Origin of the sequence: Paenibacillus sp. FSL R7-0345 (assembly GCF_038595055.1) — a bacterium.
In the GTDB taxonomy this organism is placed as follows: domain Bacteria; phylum Bacillota; class Bacilli; order Paenibacillales; family Paenibacillaceae; genus Paenibacillus_AQ.
Genome location: NZ_CP152002.1, coordinates 5,860,418 through 5,883,878, shown reverse-complemented (window position 1 = coordinate 5,883,878; position 23,461 = coordinate 5,860,418). Strand labels below are relative to the sequence as shown.

The 23,461-nt window shown below is 51.9% G+C and carries 24 protein-coding genes; 16 read left to right on the top strand and 8 right to left on the bottom strand.

Annotation, left to right across the window (positions count from 1 at the left end):
* Positions 1 to 295: 295 nt before the first annotated feature.
* Both NST84_RS25415 and NST84_RS25410 read left to right on the top strand, forming a co-directional pair.
* Positions 296 to 679: a globin gene (locus tag NST84_RS25415; protein ID WP_342562877.1), complete on the top strand. Its 384-nt coding sequence runs from the start codon at positions 296 to 298 to the stop codon at positions 677 to 679.
* A gap of 29 nt (positions 680 to 708) precedes the next feature.
* Positions 709 to 1,419, top strand: a complete 711-nt coding sequence (locus tag NST84_RS25410) for a DUF2225 domain-containing protein (RefSeq protein ID WP_342562876.1) — start codon at positions 709 to 711, stop codon at positions 1,417 to 1,419.
* 90 nt (positions 1,420 to 1,509) lie between these two features.
* Here NST84_RS25410 and NST84_RS25405 read toward each other — a convergent pair whose 3' ends face one another.
* Entirely contained in the window at positions 1,510 to 1,740 is a 231-nt protein-coding gene (locus NST84_RS25405; RefSeq protein ID WP_342562875.1) for a hypothetical protein, read from the bottom strand.
* Complete coding sequence (locus NST84_RS25400) at positions 1,737 to 1,916, bottom strand: YycC family protein (RefSeq protein WP_342562874.1); 180 nt, start codon at positions 1,914 to 1,916, stop codon at positions 1,737 to 1,739. Before NST84_RS25400 ends, NST84_RS25405 begins: the two co-directional genes overlap by 4 nt.
* 109 nt (positions 1,917 to 2,025) lie before the next feature.
* Between NST84_RS25400 and NST84_RS25395 the strand changes: the two genes are divergently transcribed.
* Together NST84_RS25395 and NST84_RS25390 are read left to right on the top strand one after the other, a co-directional pair.
* Positions 2,026 to 3,825: a M3 family oligoendopeptidase gene (locus NST84_RS25395; RefSeq protein ID WP_342562873.1), complete on the top strand. Its 1,800-nt coding sequence runs from the start codon at positions 2,026 to 2,028 to the stop codon at positions 3,823 to 3,825.
* A gap of 529 nt (positions 3,826 to 4,354) precedes the next feature.
* Entirely contained in the window at positions 4,355 to 4,768 is a 414-nt protein-coding gene (locus NST84_RS25390) for an O-methyltransferase (protein ID WP_342562872.1), read from the top strand.
* Positions 4,769 to 4,892: 124 nt separating this feature from the next.
* Here NST84_RS25390 and NST84_RS25385 read toward each other — a convergent pair whose 3' ends face one another.
* Together NST84_RS25385 and NST84_RS25380 are read right to left on the bottom strand one after the other, a co-directional pair.
* On the bottom strand, positions 4,893 to 5,126 hold the full coding sequence (locus NST84_RS25385) for an alpha/beta-type small acid-soluble spore protein (protein ID WP_039876911.1): 234 nt from the start codon (positions 5,124 to 5,126) through the stop codon (positions 4,893 to 4,895).
* A gap of 100 nt (positions 5,127 to 5,226) precedes the next feature.
* A complete protein-coding gene (locus NST84_RS25380) occupies positions 5,227 to 6,201 on the bottom strand; it encodes an aldose 1-epimerase (protein ID WP_342562871.1) in 975 nt (324 codons plus the stop codon).
* A 440-nt stretch (positions 6,202 to 6,641) separates the two neighbouring features.
* Between NST84_RS25380 and trpS the strand changes: the two genes are divergently transcribed.
* Positions 6,642 to 7,631: a tryptophan--tRNA ligase gene (trpS, locus tag NST84_RS25375; RefSeq protein WP_342562870.1), complete on the top strand. Its 990-nt coding sequence runs from the start codon at positions 6,642 to 6,644 to the stop codon at positions 7,629 to 7,631.
* On the opposite strand, the gene NST84_RS25370 is transcribed toward trpS, so the two are convergent.
* Positions 7,628 to 7,822 carry a hypothetical protein gene (locus NST84_RS25370; RefSeq protein ID WP_342562869.1) on the bottom strand — a complete coding sequence of 65 codons (195 nt, stop codon included), beginning with the start codon at positions 7,820 to 7,822 and terminating at the stop codon, positions 7,628 to 7,630. The two genes, trpS and NST84_RS25370, sit on opposite strands and share 4 nt — an antisense overlap.
* A gap of 279 nt (positions 7,823 to 8,101) precedes the next feature.
* Complete coding sequence (locus tag NST84_RS25365; protein ID WP_342562868.1) at positions 8,102 to 9,106, bottom strand: metal-dependent hydrolase; 1,005 nt, start codon at positions 9,104 to 9,106, stop codon at positions 8,102 to 8,104.
* Positions 9,107 to 9,368: 262 nt separating this feature from the next.
* Between NST84_RS25365 and cyoE the strand changes: the two genes are divergently transcribed.
* Both cyoE and NST84_RS25355 read left to right on the top strand, forming a co-directional pair.
* A complete protein-coding gene (cyoE, locus tag NST84_RS25360; RefSeq protein WP_342562867.1) occupies positions 9,369 to 10,301 on the top strand; it encodes a heme o synthase in 933 nt (310 codons plus the stop codon).
* 17 nt (positions 10,302 to 10,318) lie between these two features.
* Positions 10,319 to 10,936, top strand: a complete 618-nt coding sequence (locus tag NST84_RS25355; protein ID WP_342562866.1) for an SCO family protein — start codon at positions 10,319 to 10,321, stop codon at positions 10,934 to 10,936.
* A 77-nt stretch (positions 10,937 to 11,013) separates the two neighbouring features.
* Here the strand turns inward: NST84_RS25355 and NST84_RS25350 are convergent, their stop codons facing one another.
* The gene (locus tag NST84_RS25350) at positions 11,014 to 11,370 is read right to left on the bottom strand and encodes a DNA primase (RefSeq protein WP_342562865.1); all 357 of its coding nucleotides are present in this window, start codon (positions 11,368 to 11,370) and stop codon (positions 11,014 to 11,016) included.
* A 274-nt stretch (positions 11,371 to 11,644) separates the two neighbouring features.
* Positions 11,645 to 12,823, bottom strand: a complete 1,179-nt coding sequence (locus NST84_RS25345) for an MFS transporter (protein ID WP_342562864.1) — start codon at positions 12,821 to 12,823, stop codon at positions 11,645 to 11,647.
* A gap of 247 nt (positions 12,824 to 13,070) precedes the next feature.
* On the opposite strand from NST84_RS25345, the gene NST84_RS25340 reads away from it, so the two are divergent.
* The 9 genes from NST84_RS25340 (at position 13,071) to NST84_RS25300 (ending at position 23,420) form a co-directional block, all read left to right on the top strand.
* Positions 13,071 to 13,511: a hypothetical protein gene (locus NST84_RS25340; RefSeq protein WP_342562863.1), complete on the top strand. Its 441-nt coding sequence runs from the start codon at positions 13,071 to 13,073 to the stop codon at positions 13,509 to 13,511.
* A 17-nt stretch (positions 13,512 to 13,528) separates the two neighbouring features.
* Positions 13,529 to 14,674: a transglutaminase-like domain-containing protein gene (locus NST84_RS25335; protein ID WP_342562862.1), complete on the top strand. Its 1,146-nt coding sequence runs from the start codon at positions 13,529 to 13,531 to the stop codon at positions 14,672 to 14,674.
* A 99-nt stretch (positions 14,675 to 14,773) separates the two neighbouring features.
* Positions 14,774 to 16,885, top strand: a complete 2,112-nt coding sequence (locus NST84_RS25330; RefSeq protein WP_342562861.1) for a penicillin-binding transpeptidase domain-containing protein — start codon at positions 14,774 to 14,776, stop codon at positions 16,883 to 16,885.
* Positions 16,886 to 16,940: 55 nt separating this feature from the next.
* Complete coding sequence (locus tag NST84_RS25325; protein ID WP_342562860.1) at positions 16,941 to 17,693, top strand: Cof-type HAD-IIB family hydrolase; 753 nt, start codon at positions 16,941 to 16,943, stop codon at positions 17,691 to 17,693.
* Between the two features lie 258 nt (positions 17,694 to 17,951).
* Positions 17,952 to 18,434 carry a DUF456 family protein gene (locus tag NST84_RS25320; RefSeq protein WP_342562859.1) on the top strand — a complete coding sequence of 161 codons (483 nt, stop codon included), beginning with the start codon at positions 17,952 to 17,954 and terminating at the stop codon, positions 18,432 to 18,434.
* A gap of 21 nt (positions 18,435 to 18,455) precedes the next feature.
* The gene (locus NST84_RS25315) at positions 18,456 to 20,084 is read left to right on the top strand and encodes a polysaccharide biosynthesis protein (protein WP_342562858.1); all 1,629 of its coding nucleotides are present in this window, start codon (positions 18,456 to 18,458) and stop codon (positions 20,082 to 20,084) included.
* A 108-nt stretch (positions 20,085 to 20,192) separates the two neighbouring features.
* On the top strand, positions 20,193 to 20,537 hold the full coding sequence (locus NST84_RS25310; protein WP_342562857.1) for a thioredoxin family protein: 345 nt from the start codon (positions 20,193 to 20,195) through the stop codon (positions 20,535 to 20,537).
* Positions 20,538 to 20,689: 152 nt separating this feature from the next.
* Complete coding sequence (locus tag NST84_RS25305) at positions 20,690 to 21,673, top strand: COX15/CtaA family protein (protein ID WP_342562856.1); 984 nt, start codon at positions 20,690 to 20,692, stop codon at positions 21,671 to 21,673.
* A gap of 37 nt (positions 21,674 to 21,710) precedes the next feature.
* Positions 21,711 to 23,420 carry a UbiD family decarboxylase gene (locus tag NST84_RS25300; RefSeq protein WP_342562855.1) on the top strand — a complete coding sequence of 570 codons (1,710 nt, stop codon included), beginning with the start codon at positions 21,711 to 21,713 and terminating at the stop codon, positions 23,418 to 23,420.
* Positions 23,421 to 23,461: the final 41 nt, after the last annotated feature.

The window sequence follows — 23,461 nt, the reverse complement described above, 5'->3', positions numbered from 1 at the left end:
TGCAAAAACTTGTGTTTTTCAAGCCTGCTTATGGTATTATAAAAAAAGAATTAACGCATGCCTGTTTTATTGAGTAATTAGGGATGGAGTGATGGTGATGAGTGTAGTTGCCGGAGTTCTGGTTTGTGCTTTTGTGTATGTGATCCGGGTCTCGCTCGTCCCGCCCGGTGATGAGGAGTTCCGGACCTATTAAATAATTTACAGGGCGCTAAACTTAGTTTAGCGCTCTTTTTTTGCTATAATGTAAAGGACGTTCACTAAAGTACATTAAAAAGGAAGAAAGCTGGTAACCTCCATGAATCCAAATCAAAGCCTGTATGACAATCTGGGGGGCGCTGAGGGACTTCACCGGCTGATCGAAGTGTTCTATGCCAAGGTGCAGCTTCATCCGCAGCTTAGTCCGTTATTCCCTGATGATATTGCTCCTGTAATGGAGAAGCAGTTTCAATTTCTCAGCCAGTTCTTGGGCGGTCCGGCGTTATTTTCGCAGCAGCACGGGCATCCGATGATGAGGGCCAGGCATATGCATGTGCCTATCACACCTGAGCGCGCGGAGGAATGGCTGGACTGCATGAAAGCAGCACTGGAAGAGACTGGCGTGGGCGAGCCGCTCCGCTCTGTCTTGCTGAACCGCCTTTCCGGACCTGCACATCATTTTGTTAATATGCCCGAGGAATAATGCTGCTGATTGTGAAAGGATGAGGGCATATGTCGGAACTGATCCCCCTGTATTCAATAAAGGTGATCTGCATTAATTGTGAATATGAATTTTCGACCTCCCGGGTGCGCCCGAGCCTGAAACGGGCGATCCGCCGGGACGCTGATTTCTGCTCCTACTATAAAGATGAGAATCCGGATTATTATGTGGTGCGTGTCTGTCCGAACTGCGGCTTTGCTTCAACCGAGAATTCTGTTGATAAGCTGGCTGACTGGCAGCGGAAGGCTTTTAATGACCAGGTGGGCAGCCGCTGGCAGGCCCGTGATTTCGGCGGGAAGCGCAGCTGGGAGAATGCTCTGGAGACGTACAAGCTTGCGCTGATCAGCGCCCAGTGTATCAACGATAAGTCACGGATTGTCGCCAGCCACCTGCACCATATCGCCTGGATGTACCGGTATAAGGGAGAGACGGAGCAGGAGCAGCGGTTTTTGCGGTACTCTCTGGAAGAATACATCAAAGTGTTTGAAAATGACGGAATGGGCGGCAATGATGCAAGGCTTATGTTCCTGATCGGTGAGCTGAACCGCCGTATAGGAGAGTACTCGAACGCAGTAAGGTGGTTTTCGCGCCTTGTTAATGACCAGAAAATTACCGATGCGGTGATGATCCGGGCTGCGCGGGAGCAGTGGAGCCTGCTGCGCGAGCAGATGCGCGGGGAGGATACTGACCCGGAAGGATTGCCTGAGAGCTCAAGCCTGTAGTTTATGTACGGACACAGACAAAAAGCGCAAGGCAGGTTTCCCTGTTTGCGCTTCATCGTTAGCAGTATGCGGCATGCTTCTGCCGGGGCGTCAGCGGACGGCACGGTCGAACAGCAGGTAATCGGCATCGTTATCGATGACCGTCGGGCTTGTACTGCAGCACGGGAATACCAGAAGCTTTTTTTTGCCGTCACGCACCAGCTGCAGTTCCTTTGGCTTCATCGGCAAAAGCACGTTCTCCCTGCTGCAGAACGGACAGCTCTGTACATAGAGGTCGCCGTAAATAATGTCATAAGGCCATGTATGGCTGAACGGAATCATTCCTGTTCCTGCTCAGGCGAGCTTTCAGCACCAGTAGATTCGCTCTGTTTCTTGGATAGTTCAGCAATTTTCTGCAGCAAAATATGTTGGGGCATATGCATTAAGTGTTCCAGGGGAACGCCGAGCTGTTTCGATAAGGTGATGGCCGTTTCCGGCGAAATTTGCAGTGGCTTCATGTTGCAGCCCTCCTTAGAAATTGGTTAACCGTTTTTCGTATTCACTTTACCATGGCTTACAGCCAAATACAAAGAAAACCCAATAAGCGCAAAGGAATGGTGAAAAGCTATGAAACAACCAGTCTCATTAACCTGGAATCTGGACTCTATATTCCCCGGGGGATCCTCCTCTGCCCAGTTTGGGGACTTCCTCAAAAAGCTCGAAGAAGATATCGAAACCTTGCGCGGACAGGTTAGCAGTGCTGTTTTTCCCGTCAGTGCATATGATACTGCTGCGCTGGACGATGTAATCGGCCTGCTGCAGAGCTGTGCCTCACGTCTGACTCAGGCCTCTGAATTTGCCGGTTGTCTCGGAGCCCAGAATCAGCAGGACAAAGGAGCTGTCCGCCTGTCTGCTAAGGTAACAGGACTGCGCGCCGGGTTCGAAGGCATCAGCTCACAGTTCGACAGCATCCTGCGCCAGACATCAGATGAGGTGTGGGCACAATGGATGTCCCGCCCCGAGATTGCACCGCTTACCTTCGTGCTCAGTGAACGCCGCGATCAGGCCCGTGAGAAGATGAGCCCTGAGCTTGAGAGCCTCGCCCTGGAGCTGGCCGTTGACGGGTATCATGGCTGGAGCGAACATTACGAGACAATTGTAGGTGCGATCGAGGTCCCTTTTGAAGATGAGAATGGAACCAGGCTGCTGTCGGTCGGCCAGGCGTTCAACAAGCTGAGTGACGATGATGCCGGCGTCCGTGAAGCGATGTTCCGGAAATGGGAGGAGGCATGGACCGCGGCTGAAGACTACAGTGCAGATACGCTGAATCACCTGGCCGGCTTCCGCCTGAAGCTGTACAAGGGACGCGGCTGGGAGGATGTACTGAAAGAACCGCTCGCCATCAACCGGATGTCCCGCGCCACCCTGGATACGATGTGGGATGTAATCACCAGAAATAAACCGGCGCTGGTTTCCTACCTGGAGCGCAAGGCCAAGGTTCTCGGCAAGGATTCGCTGTCCTGGGTTGATGTGGATGCGCCTGTCGGCAAATCCTCCGGCAAAATACCTTACGAAGCGGCAGCAAAAGACATTGTGACGCAATTCCGCAAATTTAGTCCGAAGCTGGCTGATTTTGCCGAGCATGCTTTCGACAATGACTGGATTGAGGTGGAAGACCGTGCGGCCAAGCGTCCCGGCGGATTCTGCGTATCATTCCCGGAGAGCAAGGAATCACGGATATTTATGACCTACAGCGGCACACCGTCCAATGTATCGACACTGGCTCATGAGCTGGGTCATGCGTATCACTCTTTCCTGCTGGATGACCAGCCCTTCTTCAACCAGAACTATGCTATGAATGTAGCGGAGACTGCTTCAACCTTTGCTGAAGTAATCGTATCTGACGCGCAGGTGAAGGCTGCTTCCGATGAAGATGAGAAGCTGGCTCTGCTGGAAGCGAAAATTCAGAACAGTGTAGCTTTCTTTATGAATATCCACGCCCGCTTCCTGTTTGAAACCCGGTTCTACGAAAAGCGCAAGGAAGGTCTCGTCAATGCTGAGGAGCTGTCTGCACTGATGGAGGAAGCACAAAAGGAAGCATTCTGCGGCGTGCTGTCGGAATACCACCCGCATTTCTGGGCATCCAAGCTGCACTTCTATATCACGGATGTGCCGTTCTACAACTTCCCGTATACCGTAGGTTATATGTTCAGTACAGGATTATATCGTCTGGCTCTGCAGGAAGGACCGTCGTTCGCGGATAAATATGACAGCCTGCTGCGGGATACCGGCGTGATGACACTGGAAGAGCTGGTCATGAGACATCTTGGAGTTGATCTTACGAAGCCGGATTTCTGGCAGGGCGCTGTAGATCTTATCGTAGAAGATATTAACGAGTTCCTGCGGATGACTGAGCAATTTGCCTGAATGTTTGTCAAAAATAGGACAAATCATAATATTGCAGAATGAATAGTGCTGCTGAATGTATGTGTGAATATGCAAAAGCCTCTTTTTAGAGGCTTTTTTTATATGTAATGGTGTCGAAAATGGTCGTTATTTAGAGCGGATTATTAAATATGATACTGTGAACTGCGCATTTTTAGGGATAATAACCCAATTATGTTGAATAATGTTGAAGCTCTGAAAAGTGTAGCCTATAATGAGCCTGAAGCCTTATATAAGGCCTGCTAAGCATCGAATATGAAGGCGGAAATGCATGGAAAAGTGAAGAACTAACCGGAAAAGACGCTTTTAGGATGAATTATGTCGAAGTCTGATCAGGAAGACCAAACAAGGAAGCTATGCTTACAAAACTAAGCTTATGCTTTCGAAGTAAGTTTTGCCGAAGATCAAACAAGGAAGCTATGCTTACAAAACTAAGCTTATGCTTTCGGAGTAAGTTTTGCCGAAGATCAAACAAGGAAGCTATGCTTACAAAACTTTTAGGGGGAACAATATGCTACGGACGGAACAGTTATCACTGGCAAGACAGGTGGATTTGGTATTCAAGGAACTGCAGGAGGAACTATCCGGGCTAAGCTCAGGCACTGTGTTCATGCAGATCAGAAATAATGTCATCGGTAAGTTCGGGATCCGCCATAATCCCTTGTCCGGACGCAGTGGCACCTTCACGGATGGACAGGACGGGTTAACCTCTGTCCAGCAATCTTCATTCCGGCTGATGGCACTGGAGAGCCTGAAGTACAAGCGCCGCTGGACTCATGGCGAAATAAGCTATGAATTTGCTGTCCGCCAGGGAATGGTGGTTGTTGACGCGGTTCTTGAGTCCAACTACAACATGGCAAATCTCATGATCCGTGCTCCGCGCGGTCCGCATTCCGGAGAAATGCCCGACCAGTACTTCGGCTGAGTCATATACATATACCAGTAATAGCAAAAAGCCCGCCCGCGCTTCGGCTTGAAGCGCAGACGGGCTTTAAAACCAGCCCGGCAGGGAATGAACCCTGCCGGATAAATCCGTTAAAAATTAGTGACTACGCACGACCGGAAAGCTGTTGCTCTGCCAGTTGTACCAGACGTTTGGTGATGTAACCTCCCAAAGAACCGGTTTCGCGGGAAGTGTAGTTACCGTAGTAACCATCTTGAGGAATCGTTACACCAAGCTCCTGTGCTGCTTCAAATTTCAACTGCTGCAGCGCTGCATTCGCTTGTGGAACGACCAGGTTATTAGAACGGCTTCCACGACCTTGTTGACCTGCTTGACCCATGTTTGTCACCTCCTTCGTCCGTTGTGAAGATAGTATGGGCGCGAGGAGGAGAATTCATGCACGGAATCAGCAGTTTTTAAGGCTGGAAATTATATGAAAATCAAAGTTTGGGATAAATGATTTCAAGTGTGCTCGGCAGGGTCAGGGTTTCGCCGGGCTTCAGGGTAATCAGTCCGGTAAAGCCGGCATCCCTGTCAAGATTAGGCGCATCCGGCAGCCAGGTATAGGGCTCGGCGCACAGATACTGATCAGCCAGTCCTTTTGTATAGATGACCCAGTGGCGGAAATAGTCCTTATCTGCGGTGTAACGGATACCGTAGCCGTCTTCTCTCATCAGCAGGGCTTCAGACGGCAGCTGTCCACCGGTTCTCAGTACAGTATCCAGATCCTTGCCTGTCAGGCTCATTCCCTGATTTAAAGAATCCAGTGTACCCAGTGGAAGCAGATTGCCGCTTGGCAGCAGCTCTTCATTCAGTTCATAGATGCTCTCAGCCGGCAGGCAGAGCTTCCAGCGCTGCGGCTGCCCGTCAATCATAAACCAGGTGTGATAGCCGATCCCGAAAGGAATGCTTGTGTCTCCTAAATGAGTGACCTTCAGCGTCTGCTGGAGTCTGGCATCCTGCAGCCGGAAGGTCATTTCCAGACGCAGCGGTACAGGAAACTGGGCCATCCAGTTGTCGTCATTAGCTGTATTAAATTCAGTCGTTACCGCACAGCCGTCCTCGTCTTCTTCAATGTCGCTGACACACCAGGACTGGGTCCGGTGCAGGCCGTGAATGTGATGGTCTCCTGACGAGTTCTGCTCGAACTGGTAGCTGGTGCCTGCGAACTTGAACTGGCCCTTGCGGATACGTCCTGGCGGAACTAACAGCGGAATGCCGAAATGGTAAGGCTTCTGCATATAAAAAGCCAAGTCGTTTTCATCAGGCGTGCGCAGGATCTGCCGTTCTTCCTTACGGTCCCATAAGGAAATCACGTTGTTCCCCAGACGGGGCAGAAGCGTGACTTCCAGTTCACGGCTATGCAGAATGTAGGTATCATAACCGCCCCACTGTCCTTTGGTCACCTGTTTCATAAGAGATATGCTCCTTTAACTTAACTTGATTGCATAGAACACGATTACCTTTATCATAACAGATTTATCCGGCTGTGGATAAGCGATTTGACAACTTCGGGGGATCGCTCTATGATGAATGCATTAAGATATGATTACAATGCGATGACAGGGACAAGTAAGCAGAAAGTGCGCCTTCAGAAAACCGGTGGTTGATGCGAACCGGCAGGACACTCCTGGCTGAATGGACCCTTGAGCGCCGCGATTGAACAGGCTGCAGGCCTTAGTAGACCGGACGGCTCTTCCCCGTTACCGGAAGCTAAGGCTGTTTTGTGCATGGTTCCACCTGGAGCTTGCCAGGCAGCGAATAAGGGTGGCACCACGGTCTCACGTCCCTTGCGGATGTGGGGCCTTTTTGCGTTTGCGTAAATAGGAATTAACGAATGGAGGTAATCATTAACATGGCAAAAAAAGTATTGTCGGGCATTCAGCCCAGCGGTTCCCTGACTCTCGGCAACTATATCGGAGCGATTAAAAATTTCGTGAAACTGCAGCAGGAGCATGAATGCTTCTTTATGGTGGTGGATCTGCACGCCATTACAGTGGCCCAGGACCCTGCTGCACTGCGTGAAAATTCTCAGTCGGTTGCAGCGCTCTATCTTGCCGCAGGGATTGATCCGAAAATTTCCAACGTGTATATGCAGTCACATGTACCCCAGCACGCAGAGCTGGGCTGGATTCTGACCACATTGACCGCTATGGGCGAGCTGGAAAGGATGACGCAGTTCAAGGACAAATCCTCCGGCAAAGATTCGGTTGGCGCAGGCCTGTTCGTATATCCGTCGCTGATGGCGGCTGATATCCTTGTCTACAACGCTGATCTCGTGCCGGTAGGGGAAGACCAGAAGCAGCATCTGGAATTGACCCGTGACCTGGCGGGACGCTTTAACCACCGCTTTGGCGATTTCTTCACTGTTCCCGCCCCGTACATTCCGGAAGTAGGCGCACGGATCATGTCACTGGACGATGCAAGCAAAAAAATGAGCAAGAGCAATCCTAATGCCGGCAGCTTTATTGCACTGCTCGATCCGCCTGATGTGATCCGTAAAAAAATCAGCCGGGCGACAACGGATTCAGGGCGTGAGGTTGTATACGATCCGGCGAACAAGCCGGAGATCAGCAATCTAATGAGCATTTATGCAGAGTGCTCCGGCCTGAGCCTGCAGCAGATTGCCGATCAGTATGAAGGGCAGATGTACGGGGGCTTCAAAAAGAATCTGGGCGAGGTGCTGGTGGCTACACTGGAGCCGCTGCAGCAGCGGTATCAGGAAATCCGCAGCTCGGGTATGCTGGATGAGATTCTGGCCCAGGGTGCAGAACGCGCCCGCAGCGTAGCCTCCCAGACGCTCGCTGAAGTGAAGGAACGGATGGGCTTCCTGCCATACCGTTAAGAGGAACGCTGCGCTCCCGCTTCCGCTTTGCGTCTCAATCTGGCTTTGAGGACAAAGCCCCAGCCGATATTAAGGATGCAGAGCAGGCCCAGCAGCAGTGCCAGCCAGATGTTGTAACTAATAGAGATTGAAGCGGCTGTAAGAATCAGTATTGAAGATGTTGCGAACCAGAGTGACAGACCTTTACCCATATCAGCCAGCCTTCCTTTCTATAATAGCGAATGAATGGATCCTGCAGGGTTTTTGCCCTGCAGGATTTTTTTTGTGTGTAAAGCAAGAGAATAAAAGAAGGGAATATCTGCAAAAATGAAGAATTTCTACTGAAAACGCTTTATGGAGATTGTGCCCTAAGCAGCCGCAGGCGTCAAGAGGGGGAAATACATGGGAGCTGAAAGTGAAACAGGCAGAGCGGCCATTCCCTGGATGTGGAAAATGCCGTCCTGCCTGAGCTTTTTGAATAAACTGTGACGCTACAGCTTCATTGAACCGGGATCAATGGCGAACCGTTCCTCCAGCTTTTCGCTGCTGAGCCAGCCGACATAGGTGTTAAGCACATGATATTCACTGTCCATAGCCAGCACTGCCACGAAAGGGAATTGCTTGCGGTGTAAATAACGTACATCCCCCCAGCGTACAATATAACCGGAGGAGAGTTCCTCGACTTCGGCCACGGCATAGGAAGTAAAATACAGAAAGGCCTGGACATCGGGATGTGACTTGGAATGCTCTACTGCCGGGTGGGTGGAGCATACAGCATGCTTGAACCATTCCAGCCGTCCTCCATTCAACACACCGACATTGTAGCTGCCGTCGGTCTTGGCTTTAACCACATTCCAGCGCGTCGGCGAGATTGAAGGGATAACAATATAGCGGTCACCGGTATCATGGTGCATATCCTTGTTCCTGATATTGTGTGTGATCCGGGCATGCACAACCGTCCGCCAGACATAATAAGCAGCTACGCAGATATACAGGATGGTGAACAGCGGAGCCGGAGGCACAATACCGCTAATCCAGAGAATGATCGCAGCTGCATGGCTGCCAAAGATGAACGGATCAAAGATATGGATGATGTTCCACGCGACCCATTTCTCGGTGAACGGGCGGGCAGCCTGGGTTCCATAGGTGTTAAACAGATCTGTGAAGACATGGACGGCTACGCCGATAAAGCTCCAGAGCGCAATATGGCCTAAAGCCTGCAGATCCGTAAAGCCGAATAACGGGCCGATTACGACGGTAATCAAAGCCGGCCACAGCAGGAGGAAGGGCAGTGAATGGGTGATTCCCCGGTGGTTGCGGATGTACACGGCATTATTTTTAAGACGCAGTGCAGTGTCGGCATCCGGGGCTTGAGAAGCCAGTACAGTGGCGATCATGACGGCTCCGGCCAGGGTAGGCTGCGAGGCCACGACAGGATCAACGAAGGATAGTCCGGCAAGTCCGAGGCCCATTACAAAATGTGTTGCTGTATCCATTGGTCAGATCTCCTTTGTACGGAAGTTCTCTATTAATAACTACCCAATTTTAAGCTGACTTATTTAAACGGAACAGAAATAAATAAAGTCACGTAATTGTCAAATTGATGAACATCCTGGTCAATGATTGTCAAAGTCTTTTGCGGTTTGATATGATAAAGTTAACAGCGGAGTGAATATTTTTCTCAATTGAGAACGATGTAAAATGATCTGTAGCTCCAATAGAATGCTTAGAAGTCCCTTAGAAGGAGGAACACCAAACGTGGACAATCAATTGAGATATCAGGCCTCTTCCGATTCCGCAGGAGCAAAGGCCAAGTCGCCCCGGGAGGGCGCCGGCTGGCGCGATTTTATTACAGTAACCAAGCCGGGCATTATCCGCTCCAACCTGATCGCTGCCTTTGCGGGCTACTGGGTGGCATCGGGCTGGGATGTGCAGTACGGCAAATTAATCCTGACGCTCCTTGGAACGATGCTCGTAATGGCTTCGGCCTGTGTGTTTAACAACTATTTCGACCGTGATCTGGATATGAAAATGGAACGGACACGCGAGCGCGGGCTGCCAACCGGCAGGCTGAAACCTAATGTAGTGCTGATGTATGCCATCGGGCTGGGTATAGCCGGTATGGCTGTACTGTTTGCCTTCTGCGGCGTCCTGGCCGGACTGTTCGGCATTGTCGGCGTGTTCGTGTATGTTGTTGTTTATACGCTTTGGCTCAAAAGAACTTCAACCTGGAGCACCTCGGTCGGTGCCATCTCCGGCGCAATGCCGCCGGTTATCGGATATGTCGCCGTTACGGGCAAGGTTGATCTTGGCGCCTGGCTGCTGTTCGCCATGCTTTTCCTGTGGCAGCCGCCCCATTTCTGGGCTCTGGGCATCCGCCGCAAAGAGGAGTACAGAGCTGCAGGCTTTCCGCTGCTCCCGGTAGTAAAGGGAGTCCGGCGCACTAAGTTTCAGATGATTCCTTATGTAGCGCTGCTGCTGCCTGTTCCAGTGCTCATGTATGCATATGATTATGCAGGGATTTTTTATCTCGTCATATCACTTGGTTTGTCTGTTGCCTGGCTGTACCTGACTATAATCGGCTTTAAGGCAAAGGATGATGATGCCTGGGCCAAGAAAAATTTCTTTTTCTCCATTAACTACCTCACTGTCAGTCTGATCGCGCTTGTACTGAATACGATCCACGGATAAAGAGGGGAGAGAAGCCTGTGCAAACCTTGAAGCGTTACAAATGGACCTGGCTGCTGCTTTTGATTGCCTTAGGTCTGGCGGTTTTTCTGGCAGTCAACTCAATGGGGCTGGCCAAAAGCAAGCTGCCGGTTATCGGGGAAGTACAGGACTTCTCTCTGGAAAATGTAGACGGTAAACAGATTACGCTGGCAGATACGCAAGGGAAGGCGCGGCTGGTGTATTTCTTTTTTACCGAGTGTCCCGATGTATGTCCTATTACTACGTATATGCTGTCGGAAACCCAGGATCTGTTGGCTAAGGAAGGCAGCTTCGGCAAGGATACGGCGTTTGTCTCGATCTCCTTCGACCCCGAGAATGATACACGCGAAGCCATCAGGACGTTCGCTGACCGTTTTCATGCGGATTATAACGGCTGGTACTTTCTGCGGGGCGATCAGGAGCAGGTGCGCAAGCTGGCATCAGACTCCTTCAAGGTGCTTATCTACGGGAACAACAAGGATAACTTTGCCCATGCCAATCTGATCGGTCTGGTAGACCGGAACAATCAGCTGCGCGGCCTGTATGATGCGGGGGATACGGAGAATATAACGCCTGAGTTCCTTGCAGATTCCCTGAAGAAGCTGGCCCGTGATTAACTGCTGTACTGTTACTAAAAGAAGCCTTGTCCGGCTCCGCTGCTTGCGCGGAGGTGAACAAGGCTTCTTTTCATATGTTACCTATCAGGATATGGAAGCGGCTGCGGATAGATGATGTACTCCTCCAGACCGGCCTTTTCAAGCTGGGTAATGCTGTATTCATCCGGAGTGCCTTCTACACCGGCGTACCCTTTGCGGGTATAGATATGAACGGCATCCGGGAATGCGTCACGCAGAATGCCGCGGATTTTTTTGCCGGAGCTGTCATTATCCATGTAAAGGTATACTTCGCCGTCCCCGATTTTTCGGCGCAGGGAATCCAGTTTCAGCGTATTTAGCGTACCGAAGGTACACATAATGTCGACCTCCGGACTAAGCACGCGGCGCAGCCGGCTCTTGTCGTTTTTGCCTTCGACTATAATGGTAATGGACATAAGGTGTCACCTCTGGCTCTTAAATTGTACGGATAGAACGGGTAAGCTTAAGCGGATTAAACATTAATGCGGTACTTATCTGTTATTTTACCTAAGCTTCGTCATTTTTAACACCCGGATGCGACAGTATTGCAATCATTACCCGGGAAATGTCGGAAAAAGAAAGATCACCCGGCAGAGGCCGGGTGATGAATGGCTGATTTTAGCGGCAAAATGCTGCGGACTTTAGCGGCTTTTGTTAACAGCCGGGTTGTTGCTATGCCGTCTTGTTGTTTCATGCTGCCGGAGTGTTTAAGCCGGGACGATATGATGAATGCAGGCTGTCCCCTTTAGGCGGGAGCAGCAGGATCGCGGTCATAAGCAGCACAAAGGCAATGAAATAAGGCGAGACATATCCGCGCAGCTGCCCGGCGGCGACCGGTCCGGCAAAAGCGCCAAGCGACATGGCGATCGACTGCAGCGAGAAGGTGCGGCCCAGCCGGCCGCCATTTCCAAGGCTGATGAACAGGGAGGCCATCGCCGGAAACAGTACACCCTTTGCGGCTCCCAGCACAAACAGGACGGCGCCTGCCGGTATACTGTCAAAGGCTGCGAGAGTAAAGAAGCACAGCGCCATTCCGAGCAGGGCGCAAGCGATGCGGACCGCCGGGGACAGGCGGTTTAGAAACATCAGGCTGAGTGTGGCCAGCGCCCCGAGGCTCATCAGGGAGAGCAGCACACCGGTAGATACCATCCCGTCCTGGCCCTGGGACAGCGGGAGTTCAAAGAACAGGACGCCCTGCGAGCAGGAGATAAAGAACGGAAGCAGATAATACCGCCGGCTGGTTTTTGTTTCTTTAAGGGCTGCACGGGGCGGTTCGGCCAGTGCAGACTGCGGCTGCGGCTGCACGGCGCGGGCACGGGCAGGCGAATGTTTCGGTACGCTGACCAGAGCCATAAGCCCGGTGGCAATCAGCAGCCAGCCCAGTGTGCTGAAGGTGCCGGAATAGCCGGCCTTGTGCACAATATAGGCACCTGCTGCCGGAGAAACCACGGAGGCAAGGGTATGAATAATGCCGTGTCCGGACATGTATTTACCCTGCGTTTCTGAATTATCCGACAGCGAAGCCAGCAGCGTCATGCAGGCCGGGGAGAGGAAGGCAAGCGCAAAGCCGCTGGCTGCCCGCAGCGCGAGCAGGTGCCAGGGGAGCTGGGCGTAAGCCTGCAGCAGCAGTATTAAGCCGGCTGTCACAAGGCTGAACACAATGTAGCGCCGGCTGCCATTCTTGTCGACCAGTACGCCTGCCAGCAGATTGCCGGGCAGGTGGGTCAGCGAATACATGCCCATCATCCAGCCGATGAAGGCGGGACCCGCACCGAGCGACATGGCAAACGGGGTCAGAATCGGATACTGGGCGTGCAGATCAAAAAAAGCCAGAAACAGAAACAGATAAAGCCACAGTGCGGTTTTCAAGGTGTACACCTCCGGAAGGGCCGGCCATTACCTGGAAAGGGCATGCCGGGGTTCTTTTTTTTACACTAAAATAGAATGGCAGCAGCGGACAGCTTGCGGCAGAGCCTACTTGTACTCTACGTGTGCACCCGGGGGCTTATACCATTTTATTCGTTTAGGCTGTATACCCGCAGGCAATCATGAATTATATGGGGCATTCATGTATAATAATGAATATGAAATTTGTGATAGGAGTGTTGTGAAATTGATGGATCCGGCAGTATGGTCACAGTTTATCAGAGAGAATTGGCTGGTCATTGTTATAGTGCTTGTTATTCTGTTTGCCGTTATTAATCTGGTCAAGACGATGCTGAAATGGGCGATTGTCATCGTGATTATCGCCGGCCTGTTCATTTACAGCGGGGTTACGATGGATCAGATCGGCGATGCTGTAAACAAGGTGGCGGACAGTACGGTAAGCACACTGAAGAGCGAAGCACAGGAAGTGATGCTGAGTGAGGCCAAAGAGGCCAAATATACCTCGGGCGGAGACGGTACCTTCACCATTACAACGCCGAATCTTGAAGTAAAGGGAGCGGCCGGAGAAGATAAGGTCGAAGTGACCTTCCGCGGTGTCAGTCTCGGCAAGTGGAGCATTACGGATACGACCAAGACTTTTATAGAAGAAGCGCGAAAAAACGGGAATTAGGATAAAGGAGGATGGAAATGCTGAACAGCTGGATAGCCAGCCTCACTGAAGCTAATGTCATCTCGATCCTGCTGCTGCTGGTTGTGCTCTTTTCCCTCCTCCAGGGCTGGAGCCGCGGCTTCAGCCGGGCGGCGGGCGGGCTGTTCGGCCTGCTGGGGACAGGCCTGCTGACTGCGGCGGCGCTGCTCATTGCCGTTCCTGCGGCGCTGTATATGTCTCCCTTAGCCCAGTCCTGGGCTGCGTCAGTCGTGCTGCCGGACAGCCGGCTTAGCGGTTGGCAGCAGCTGTACTATACCGCTGTTTCAGTGCTGGAGGGCTCGCCGCTGGTGCGGTTTTTCCTGCTGCTGCTGATAGCCTACACCCTGATCCGGCCGCTGCTCGGGCTGCTGTTCATGTTTCTGCCCTTCCGTCTCCCAAGGCGGAAGGAACGGCCGCGTGAACGGAGGATCAGCCAGGTCAGCCGGCTCAGCGGTGCTGCTGTCGGTCTTGCCGTGGGGCTGGTCCGCGGACTGGTACTGGTCTTCGCCCTTTATATAGGGGTAGGATTGAATCCCGACAGCAGCTTCAGCCGCTATGTCGAATCCTCCCCTATTTACAGCCAGAGCGCAGCAGCGGTATTTGAACCGATTGCCGGTGAGGATGTGCGCAGCAGGCTGCCTGTCCTGAGCAAGGCGGTAGCCGCCGAGATGAACGATATTCTCCGCCGCAAATATGAGGTGATTGATCATGACATCTCACCGGATATTGAGGATGCGGCGGCGGATATTGCCGGACAGGCTGCCGATCCGGAAGAGAAAGCGAAGCTGCTGTACGACTGGATCGGTTCGCGGATCACCTATGACTACGCCAAGGCGGACAATTATGAGCAGAACGGGATCTGGCATGAGCAGACGCCAGTGGACACGTTCGGTACCCGGCTGGGTGTCTGCATTGATTATGCGCGGCTGTATGCAGTTATGGGCCGTTCACAGGGGCTTCAGGTGCGTGTTGTCACCGGGCGCGGTTATGACGGGCAAGGCGGCTACGGGGCACATGCCTGGAACGAGGTCTATATTCCTGAAAGGCAGGCCTGGATTCCGCTTGATTCTACCTGGGCGGCCAGCGGAGACTGGTTCAACACCAAGGACTTCGGAGAAACGCATATTAAAGAGGACGTACTGTGACAAAAGAGGAAGTCAGACCTTGTTATATGGTACAATTCGGGGGAAGTATTGTTGTGCTGTAGGGCAAGGTTTATTTACGATGTAAAGGAGTGAAAAACTGTGAGTTTTTTCCGTAAGCAGGTCACCCCGCCAGATAAAAATGTCACCAAGAGCTCGCTCGGCCTGCGGATCAACGTGTTCTTTTTCAGCACGTTCGTTATATTCTGCGTCATAATCATCCGTCTTGCCGTTGTGCAGTTTGTTGAAGGGCCTACCCTGACTGAAGTGGAGACCAGCCGCGATACCAAAAATGTGCCGCTGGCGGCGATCCGCGGTGTAATCCGGGCAGCAGGAGGCGAGGAGCTTGCTTATTCAACGTCTGTGCAGTCCCTATATATCACGCTAACCAAGGAATATACTGCCAAAACCACGGATAAGGTTACCGGCAAAACTACGCTGACTCCGGAAGCCAAAGCAAAAGGCGAGGAGCTCGCGGCAAGACTGGTAGAGGATTTTAAAAATTATGGCGATCCTGCTGCAGAACAGCTTACTGAGGAGGATGTCATCTCTTCACTGGACTTATATTTCAAGAAATATTCGGGCTTCATGGCCCGGCGGATCAAGGCGGGGCTGACTTCAAAGGAAGTAGCCTATTTTATGGAGCATAAGAGTGAATATCCGGGTCTGGAAATTGTCGAGGAGAGCAGCCGACATTATGACAAGGACACAGTAGCGGTGCAGACGATCGGTTATATCAAGCCGTTCAAATCCTCGAACAGTCTGGATATCTATAAAAATATACAGGCGGCGATGAAAAAAATCGACGCTGATCCCGGCCTGAGCTATAAAGATGATGAATTTGTCGGCTTTGACGGGCTTGAGCTGCAATACCAGCGCGAGCTGCGCGGCAAAAACGGCTATCAGGTCATCTCGGTTAATCCGCAGAATATGGCCGAAAAGGTCGAAGAGGTTGTACCTCCCGTTAAAGGGAATGACGTCTGGACGACTATTAACAAGTCCATCCAGATGAAAACAGAGCAGGCAATCACCGATCAGATCAGCTGGCTGCATACTCATGCTGTCCAGGGTAAGACCCATCCTGATGCCCTGACCGGCTATGCAGTGGCGATGGAGGTCGATACAGGAAATATCGTTGCGATGGCGAGCATGCCGGACTATGATACCAATGTATGGACGGCCGAGAAGATGGACACTGAGGTATGGAATGATATTATGGGTAACTATCAGAACGGGACGATTACACCGTATTCCTCCGGCATGTCAGGCCATGAGTTCGGTTCTACCGTGCTGCTGGGCTCAACCATCAAGCCGCTGAGTGTGCTCATCGGACTGAATGAAGGTTTTTTCACCACTTCAACGGTTTATCAGGACAGAGGGATTGCCTACTTCGGTAAAAATGACAATGCCTCCGTACGCAACTCTTCCGGTCACGTGTACGGTTCGATGGACCCGGCCAGAGCGATTGAGAAATCGTCCAATGCGTTTATGGTCGATATGGTCGGCAAGAAGCTGTTTGAAAAGTATCAGGGCGGCGGTATTGATGTCTGGGATAAATATATGAAGGAATTCGGTTTGGGCGTCTCGACGCAGAGCGGACTGCCGCGGGAGTTCCTCGGACAGATCAACTATACCGATACCAAGGCAGCAGGTAGTGCACAAGCCGCACTGGTCTATGCTTCCTTCGGCCAGCAGGGGCGTTACACCGTGCTTCAGCTCGCCCAATATACTTCTACTCTGGCAAATGAAGGTGTGCGGATCAAACCGCAGCTGGTGAGCAAAATTACCGATTCTCAAGGGAATACCGTTAAGCAATTCAGCCGCGAAGTGCTGGATGAGGTAACAACCTTCGATAAGTCGTATTGGAGGGAGATTATTAAGGGGATGAACAGTGAGGTTTCGGCATTCTCTGATTTCTCTTATGATTTTGCCCGCAAGACAGGAACCTCGCAGCAGACGGACAGAACGAATACGAACCGCGATAACGGGGTGTTTATTGCTTTTGCCCCGCGTGAAAATCCAAAACTGGCTGTAGCCGTAGTAATTCCGGAAGGCGGATTCGGTTCTAACAGTGCTGCCCCGGTGGCGCGCAAGATTTTTGATGCCTATGACTGGGAATACGGCCTGGATGGAATACCGAAGAAATCCTTAAAGTCAGCGGACAGTGATACAGCTGCAGATGACGGCACAAATGCCGCTGATTCAACAAACTAAGTAACATTAATCAGCCCCTCATCCTGAGGGGCATACAAGAAATGGAGGGGTGGCAATGACTGCCAAATACCGCCTGCTTGCACTGGATATGGATGGAACCCTGCTGAATGATGAACAACTGATTACCCCGAAGACAGTAGAATGGATTCAAAAAGCGGTTGATGCCGGAGTGCATGTCTGCCTGTCCACAGGACGGGCGTTCCGGAGTGCGATGCCATACGCTGAGCAGCTTGGACTCAAGACGCCGATGATTACTGTGAACGGCAGTGAACTCTGGCGCGAGCCGTATGAGCTGTACCGCCGTTCGCTGATGGACCCGGCGCTGATTCAGCAGCTGTACGAAATTGCAGAGGAATACGGGATCTGGTTCTGGGCTTATTCCACAGAGCAGGTCTACAACCGGAATAACTGGGACGGCGGCATTATGAACAGGGAGTGGCTGAAATTCGGTTACTCCACAGAGGACGATGAAATCCGCCACAAGCTGCTGATGCAGCTTCAGGATCTGGGCGGGCTGGAGATTACCAACTCCACACCGACTAACCTCGAAATTAACCCGCTTGGCGTGAACAAGGCTTACGGAATCGGCGAGGTCTGCAAGCTGCTGGGCATTGAGATGTCCCAGGTGGTGGCCGTAGGCGACAGCCTGAACGACCTGGCGGCAATCCAGGCAGCCGGTCTGGGCGTGGCAATGGGCAACGCCCAGGAGACGGTGCAGCAGGAAGCGGATGCTGTTGTTGCTTCGAATAACGAGGACGGCATCGCTGAAGTGATTGAGAAATATATATTTGGTGTAACTGCAGAATAGCTGCAGTTTGTACACTTATATTTGGCCAAAGGCGGCTCCCGCGGCGAATAACTGTAGTTTGTACAGTTAAATTTGGCCGAATGGCTCAAAATCAGCCTTTTACGGCTGCTTAAGTGTACAGAGTGCAACTAAAACGGAAATGTCAGCAAAAACGGGTGTTTTAGTTGTACAAAGTGCAACTAAGTGCCTGCACCTGGGTACATGTGACCAAGAAACATCAGGTGTGTAACTATGCTATCAAAACTGGGGGCTAAAGAAATGGCAATCCTGGGTTGGATTTTGATCATTGCTTTGTTTGCGGTAGGGCTGGCGGGGGCGGTGTATCCGATCCTGCCTGGTGCGCTGGCGATTTATCTGGCCTTTTTTGTATACGGCTGGTTCTTTTCGTTCGGCTCGTTCGGGGCCTGGTTCTGGACGATCCAGACCTTAATCGTGGTTGTGCTGTTCGTAGCCGACTATGTGGTCGGGGCATGGGGCGTTAAGAAGTTTGGAGGGTCAAGAGCCTCGGTGATCGGCAGTACAATTGGTTTAATTATTGGTCCATTTATTAATCCAATTGGCCTGATCCTCGGCCCTTTTATTGGCGCCTTCATCGGCGAACTGATCGCCGGCTCCCAGCCGGGTAAAGCGGTCAAGGTCAGCTTCGGCTCCCTGCTCGGCTTGTTCAGCAGCACCGTAGTCAAAGTAATTCTGCAAATTATGATGGTGGTCCTCTTCTTTATCTGGATCAGCGTAAATTAACAGCGAAGAAGGCGAAACAGTTTGTCGAAGAAAGAGTCTTTTGTCAAAGGCACGCTTATTCTGGCCGCAGCCGCACTTGTGGCCCGCGTGCTCGGGCTTGTCCAGCGGGTGCCGCTGGATCATATTTTTGATGATATCGGGAGAGCTTCATTCGGGGTATCCAACAACATTTATTTGATGCTGCTGACCGTAGCGACTGCCGGTATCCCAAGCACATTGAGTAAAATGGTTTCAGAGCGTTACGCCCTGAACCGTCCGGACGAAGCGGCACAAGTATATCGTGCAGCGCTGTTGTTCTCGGTAGCTGCCGGAGTTATTATGACACTCCTGCTGTATATCGGCGCTCCTTACTATGCTACGCATATCGCAGATGTTCCGGAAGCAGCGCTCGCCATTAGAGCAATAGCGCCGGCGCTCCTGCTGTTCCCGGCTATTGCTATGATGCGGGGGTATTTTCAGGGCCGTAACAATATGATGGCCGGAGGTATTTCCCAGATCGTTGAGCAGGTAGCCCGTGTACTGACTGCTATTTTACTTGCATACATTCTACTGCAGCAAGGTTATAACAATACTGTTCTGTCAGCCGGAGCATCATTCGGTAGTGTACTTGGCAGTATAGCGGCATTTGCTGTAATGATTTATTTTGCAGTGAAGCTGCGCCGTACGGACAAGGCTCAAAATCTGAAGGACAATAAAACCAAGAAGTTACCGATGTTGCGCATTTATAAGGATATATTCACTTTGTCTATTCCCATTGTGCTATCCTCCCTGACCATTCCCGCAGTTAATGTCATTGATACTTCACTGGCTGTTCCTTTATTGATTGATCAGATCGGCCGTGAGAATGCGACGGAAGCGCTGGCAATTTTAACGACTCGGGCCCAGAGCGTGGCTGGTATACCACCGGTTCTCGCTATTGCTCTGGGAACATCGCTTATTCCAATTATTTCGGCGGCGTATGCCCGCCGTGATGAAGCTCATCTCAAGCGTCAAATTACACTTGCTCTGCGTATCTCCATTTTGACGGGAATGCCAATTGTCCTGGCCCTGTCGGTTGCTGCTTATTCCGTAAACGGGCTGCTCTTTAGCGGTCTCGGGGGCAGCGGAATCGTAGCTATGCTCACCATCGGAACGATCTTCCAGATCACCATGATGACCACCAACTCCATTCTGCTCGGCATGGGGAAATCGCGGATTTCCATGTATTACGTGCTGGCAGGGATTCTGACCAAGCTGGCGGCAAGCTTCCTGCTAAGCAAGGTATTCGGGATTTACGGCATTATCGGAGCTACGGCACTGTGCTTCATTGTCATTACACTGCTGAACCTTCGTATGCTTAAATCCATCGTGCCGTTTAAGATTATGGGCAAACGCTGGGGCGGCTTTGCTGTTGCAGTTCTCGCTTCCGGCGGAATCGGTTACGGCCTGAACGAAGCGGGCATTATGCTCACCCGTCTGATGCCGGACCGTGTTGCTTTTCTGATTACCTGTCTGGTAGTGGGTGCTGCTGTTGTTATTATTTACCTGGTGCTGCTGATTGTGCTCGGAGTGCTCAGCCGTCAGGAAATCGCCGGATATCCGCGCGTGCTGCAGAAGGTATTAAATCCGTTAATGAGACTGCAGCCTGCCAGAGTGCGTACACACGAATAATGCTGTGAGGTTTGTCTTAATTTGTTCCTTTTTAATTGACTTCCTGCGCACAATTTGCTTCACTAAGAGAGTAAGATACAGTTTAACCTGGAAAGGATTGACCCTTACATGGATAAAATTTCTTCCGCTGCGGAGTTTCAGGTGGCGATTCAATCGCCGCGTTTAACGATTGCCGTATTCAAGGCTGACTGGTGCTCTGACTGTAAATTTATTGACCCGTTTATGCCTGAGGTAGAAACGAAATATGAAGACCGCCTGACACTGGTTGAAGTCGATGTTGATGCTGTGGGCGAGGTCAGCCAGGAACAGAACATTTTGGGTATTCCCAGCTTTGTCGCTTACAGTGACGGGCGGGAGCTTGTCCGTTTCGTTAATAAGCTGCGTAAATCCCGTGAGGAGATCGAGAATTTCCTGGACCGGGCGCTTGAGGTATATCAAAGCATTCACAAGTAAAGCCATTGTCAACACAGATCAAAGCACCGTCTTCTCCCAGCCAGAGCAGAAGCGGTGCTTTTTTTTAAAAATCCTATGTCAAAATACCATAACCCCTTAATAAGGCAACACGGTTCATAATCTCCTTCATTCCTATACATGCGGGTGATCTGATGACAACAGCTCAGTTAAAATGGCTTAGCTACATAACCTGCCTCATGATGTTTTTCGCCTTGTTTGGAGGCGCCGTAGTGACCAAGACAGGCTCGGGACTGGAATGCGGCAATGAATGGCCGCTATGCCACGGCAAGCTGATTCCGGCTTATACGATTGGTTCTTTAATTGAGTATACCCACCGTTTATTCAGCGGCTTGGCCGGCCTGCTGTCACTGGCCTCTATGTATACTTTCTGGCGTTATGCGCGTCAGCGGAAGGATCTGCTTGGATATGCCCTGTTAACCTTACTGTTCGTTGTCGTGCAGGGAGGAATGGGAGCGCTTGCGGTTGTCCGTTCGCAGTCGGCGGCCGTGATGGCGCTGCATATGGGCTTCTCGCTGATTGCTTTTGCAAGCTCGTTAATGCTGGCACTTGGGACCAAGCGATGGCATGCTTCGATTGGTCAGCAGGATGCGGCTGCAGCAGGAGTAAGCCGGGGGTTCCGCAACTTAACCTGGGTTACTGCAGTATATTCATATATTGTTGTGTACATCGGGGCTTATGTCAGCCATACAGATTCACAGGGAGGCTGTTCCGGCTGGCCGCTCTGCAACGGGGAATGGGTTCCTGAGCTCAGCGGCGGCGTGGGCATTGTGTTCATGCACCGGGTGGCGGCAGCGCTGCTGTTTATTTTGATAGCTATACTGGGTCATCTGGCGTTCTGGAGATATAAAAAGCTGCCGGAGCTGCGGATGCTGGGAGTAGCTGCGGTTACGCTCTGTCTGCTGCAGGTGTTCAGCGGTGCGGCCGTAGTCCATACGCTGTATAACGAGAAATTGTACATATTTGCCGCGCTTTCCCATATTGTGCTGATTGCCGGACTATTCGGAATACTGAGCTACATGAGCGTACGCGTGTGGCAGCTAAGTGAACCAACAAAGCGCTCTCCTGACACAGAGGATGAATCAGAGTCTTCGCGGAGACCGCGTATCTATTTTTAGCAATAAGCAAGACGCTTGGTTTAGGAGGTACAAAATAGTGGGATACGCAAATATACGCCAGTGGACCGAGCAGCTCCGCAAGGATAAAGAGCTTGCGGTTATAGAAGCTCTGGTGGACCCTTATCTGGAGCTGCCGGAAATTCACCGGCGTGTGGTCCGGGAGGAAGGGCCGGCGCTGCTGTTTACCAATGTAAAAGGAACCCCGTTCCCGGTGGTGACCAACCTGTTCGGGACGGCCCGGCGCGTGGACAGAGCTTTTGGCACCAGACCGGAGCAGCTGCTGAAAGCAGTAGCCGGAGCAGCTGATACCCTGCTGCCCCCTTCATTCCCTAACCTGTGGAAAGAGAAGGAGCTGGTTTTCAATTTGCTGAAAACAGGCATAAAGCATGTGCCTCAGGGCGAAGCTCCGGTCCTCGGGGCCTGCCGGACGAACAATCCGCTGAGTGAACTGCCGCAGGTTACCAGCTGGCAGGAGGCCGGCGGGCCTTACATTACGCTTCCGCTTGTCTATACCGAGAGCCTGGCTGATCCGCGCAAACACAGCCTGGGCATGCACAGGCTGAAGCTAACCGACGACAGCACGGCTGTGATGGACTGGAATAAACATCAGGGAGCAGGGCTGTTCCATCAGGAGGCTGCGGCCATGGGCGAAGCACTGCCGGTTTCCGTGTTTATGGGAGGCCCGCCTGCGCTGCTGGCGGCGGCCAGTGCATCCCGCACGGTCTGGCTGCCGGATCTGGTGCTGGCTTCACTGGTGCTTGGAAACAGATTGCCGATGGTCAAGGACCCGCTGGGCGGCCACTCCATTCCGGCTGAGGCGGAGTTTGCCCTGCGCGGCCTGGTACCGCCTAAGTCCGCTCCGCACCAGGCTCCGGTTATGCATATCCAGCGGATCTGGCACCGCAAAGACGCGGTTTATCCTGCGACCATTGCCGTTTCTCCGCAGGAAGACAATTTCTATCTGGTCGATTATCTCCAGCAGCTTCTTTCCCCGGTACACCAACTTGCGATCCCTTCAGTGAATGCCTTCTGGACTTATTCCGAATCCGGCCCGAACGGTCTCGCTGCAGCGATTGTGGGGGACAGCTCCCATCAGGAGGTGCTGGGTACAGCCTTCCGCATATTAAGCGAGCGCCAGCTATCGGGGAGCCGGCTGCTGCTGCTTACAAGCGAGCCGGCTGCTTTTTCCGATTTGCCTGTACTGCTGGAAAATGTGCTGGAACGCTTCGATCCGGCTGACGGCCTGTATATCTTTGGAAGTTCAGCCCGGAACGGGGAGGAGCCGGGTCCCGGCAGCCAGGCAGTGCTGATGGGCACAGGACGTGCCATACGTAAGCTTCCGCACACCTATACAGAGGGAACGCTGCCAGGAATTTCTGAGGTTATTCCTTACTGCGGGGGATGCTTAGCCGTTTCCGGTGCATCCTATGAAGAAGACCCGGAGCTGCCCGTCCGGCTGAACGCTGCACTCCGTGCACAGCAAACGGCCTGGCCGCTGGTCATTGTGACGGATAAGGCGGCTGATGCAGTGCGTACCCAAAGCTCCTTTTTATGGACCATATTTACCCGGTTTAATCCGGCCGATGACATTTATGCGTCATCTGAAATCAGACAGCACAGAATCAGCTACCAGCTGCCGATTGTAATTGATGCACGCATGAAACCGGGATATGAGCCGGAACAAATACCATGCAGCAGCACCCTGGATCTGGTTGACCGTAACTGGAAGCATTATTTTCAGCAGTAACATTCATTTACTGTTTCATTAAGTCTGAAATTATATTCTTG

Bases quoted from the DNA above. Each gene is read 5' to 3' on its own strand.
- NST84_RS25320 (WP_342562859.1), top strand. From the start codon at position 17,952: ATGGCAATCCTGGGTTGGATTTTGATCATTGCTTTGTTTGCGGTAGGG.
- NST84_RS25305 (WP_342562856.1), top strand. From the start codon at position 20,690: ATGACAACAGCTCAGTTAAAATGGCTTAGCTACATAACCTGCCTCATG.
- NST84_RS25410 (WP_342562876.1), top strand. From the start codon at position 709: ATGTCGGAACTGATCCCCCTGTATTCAATAAAGGTGATCTGCATTAAT.
- NST84_RS25370 (WP_342562869.1), bottom strand. From the start codon at position 7,822: ATGGGTAAAGGTCTGTCACTCTGGTTCGCAACATCTTCAATACTGATT.
- NST84_RS25310 (WP_342562857.1), top strand. From the start codon at position 20,193: ATGGATAAAATTTCTTCCGCTGCGGAGTTTCAGGTGGCGATTCAATCG.
- NST84_RS25385 (WP_039876911.1), bottom strand. From the start codon at position 5,126: ATGGGTCAAGCAGGTCAACAAGGTCGTGGAAGCCGTTCTAATAACCTG.
- NST84_RS25340 (WP_342562863.1), top strand. From the start codon at position 13,071: ATGGATCCGGCAGTATGGTCACAGTTTATCAGAGAGAATTGGCTGGTC.
- NST84_RS25365 (WP_342562868.1), bottom strand. From the start codon at position 9,106: ATGGATACAGCAACACATTTTGTAATGGGCCTCGGACTTGCCGGACTA.
- NST84_RS25335 (WP_342562862.1), top strand. From the start codon at position 13,529: ATGCTGAACAGCTGGATAGCCAGCCTCACTGAAGCTAATGTCATCTCG.
- NST84_RS25350 (WP_342562865.1), bottom strand. From the start codon at position 11,370: ATGTCCATTACCATTATAGTCGAAGGCAAAAACGACAAGAGCCGGCTG.
- NST84_RS25380 (WP_342562871.1), bottom strand. From the start codon at position 6,201: ATGAAACAGGTGACCAAAGGACAGTGGGGCGGTTATGATACCTACATT.
- trpS (WP_342562870.1), top strand. From the start codon at position 6,642: ATGGCAAAAAAAGTATTGTCGGGCATTCAGCCCAGCGGTTCCCTGACT.
- NST84_RS25405 (WP_342562875.1), bottom strand. From the start codon at position 1,740: ATGATTCCGTTCAGCCATACATGGCCTTATGACATTATTTACGGCGAC.
- NST84_RS25325 (WP_342562860.1), top strand. From the start codon at position 16,941: ATGACTGCCAAATACCGCCTGCTTGCACTGGATATGGATGGAACCCTG.
- NST84_RS25400 (WP_342562874.1), bottom strand. From the start codon at position 1,916: ATGAAGCCACTGCAAATTTCGCCGGAAACGGCCATCACCTTATCGAAA.
- NST84_RS25390 (WP_342562872.1), top strand. From the start codon at position 4,355: ATGCTACGGACGGAACAGTTATCACTGGCAAGACAGGTGGATTTGGTA.
- NST84_RS25395 (WP_342562873.1), top strand. From the start codon at position 2,026: ATGAAACAACCAGTCTCATTAACCTGGAATCTGGACTCTATATTCCCC.
- NST84_RS25415 (WP_342562877.1), top strand. From the start codon at position 296: ATGAATCCAAATCAAAGCCTGTATGACAATCTGGGGGGCGCTGAGGGA.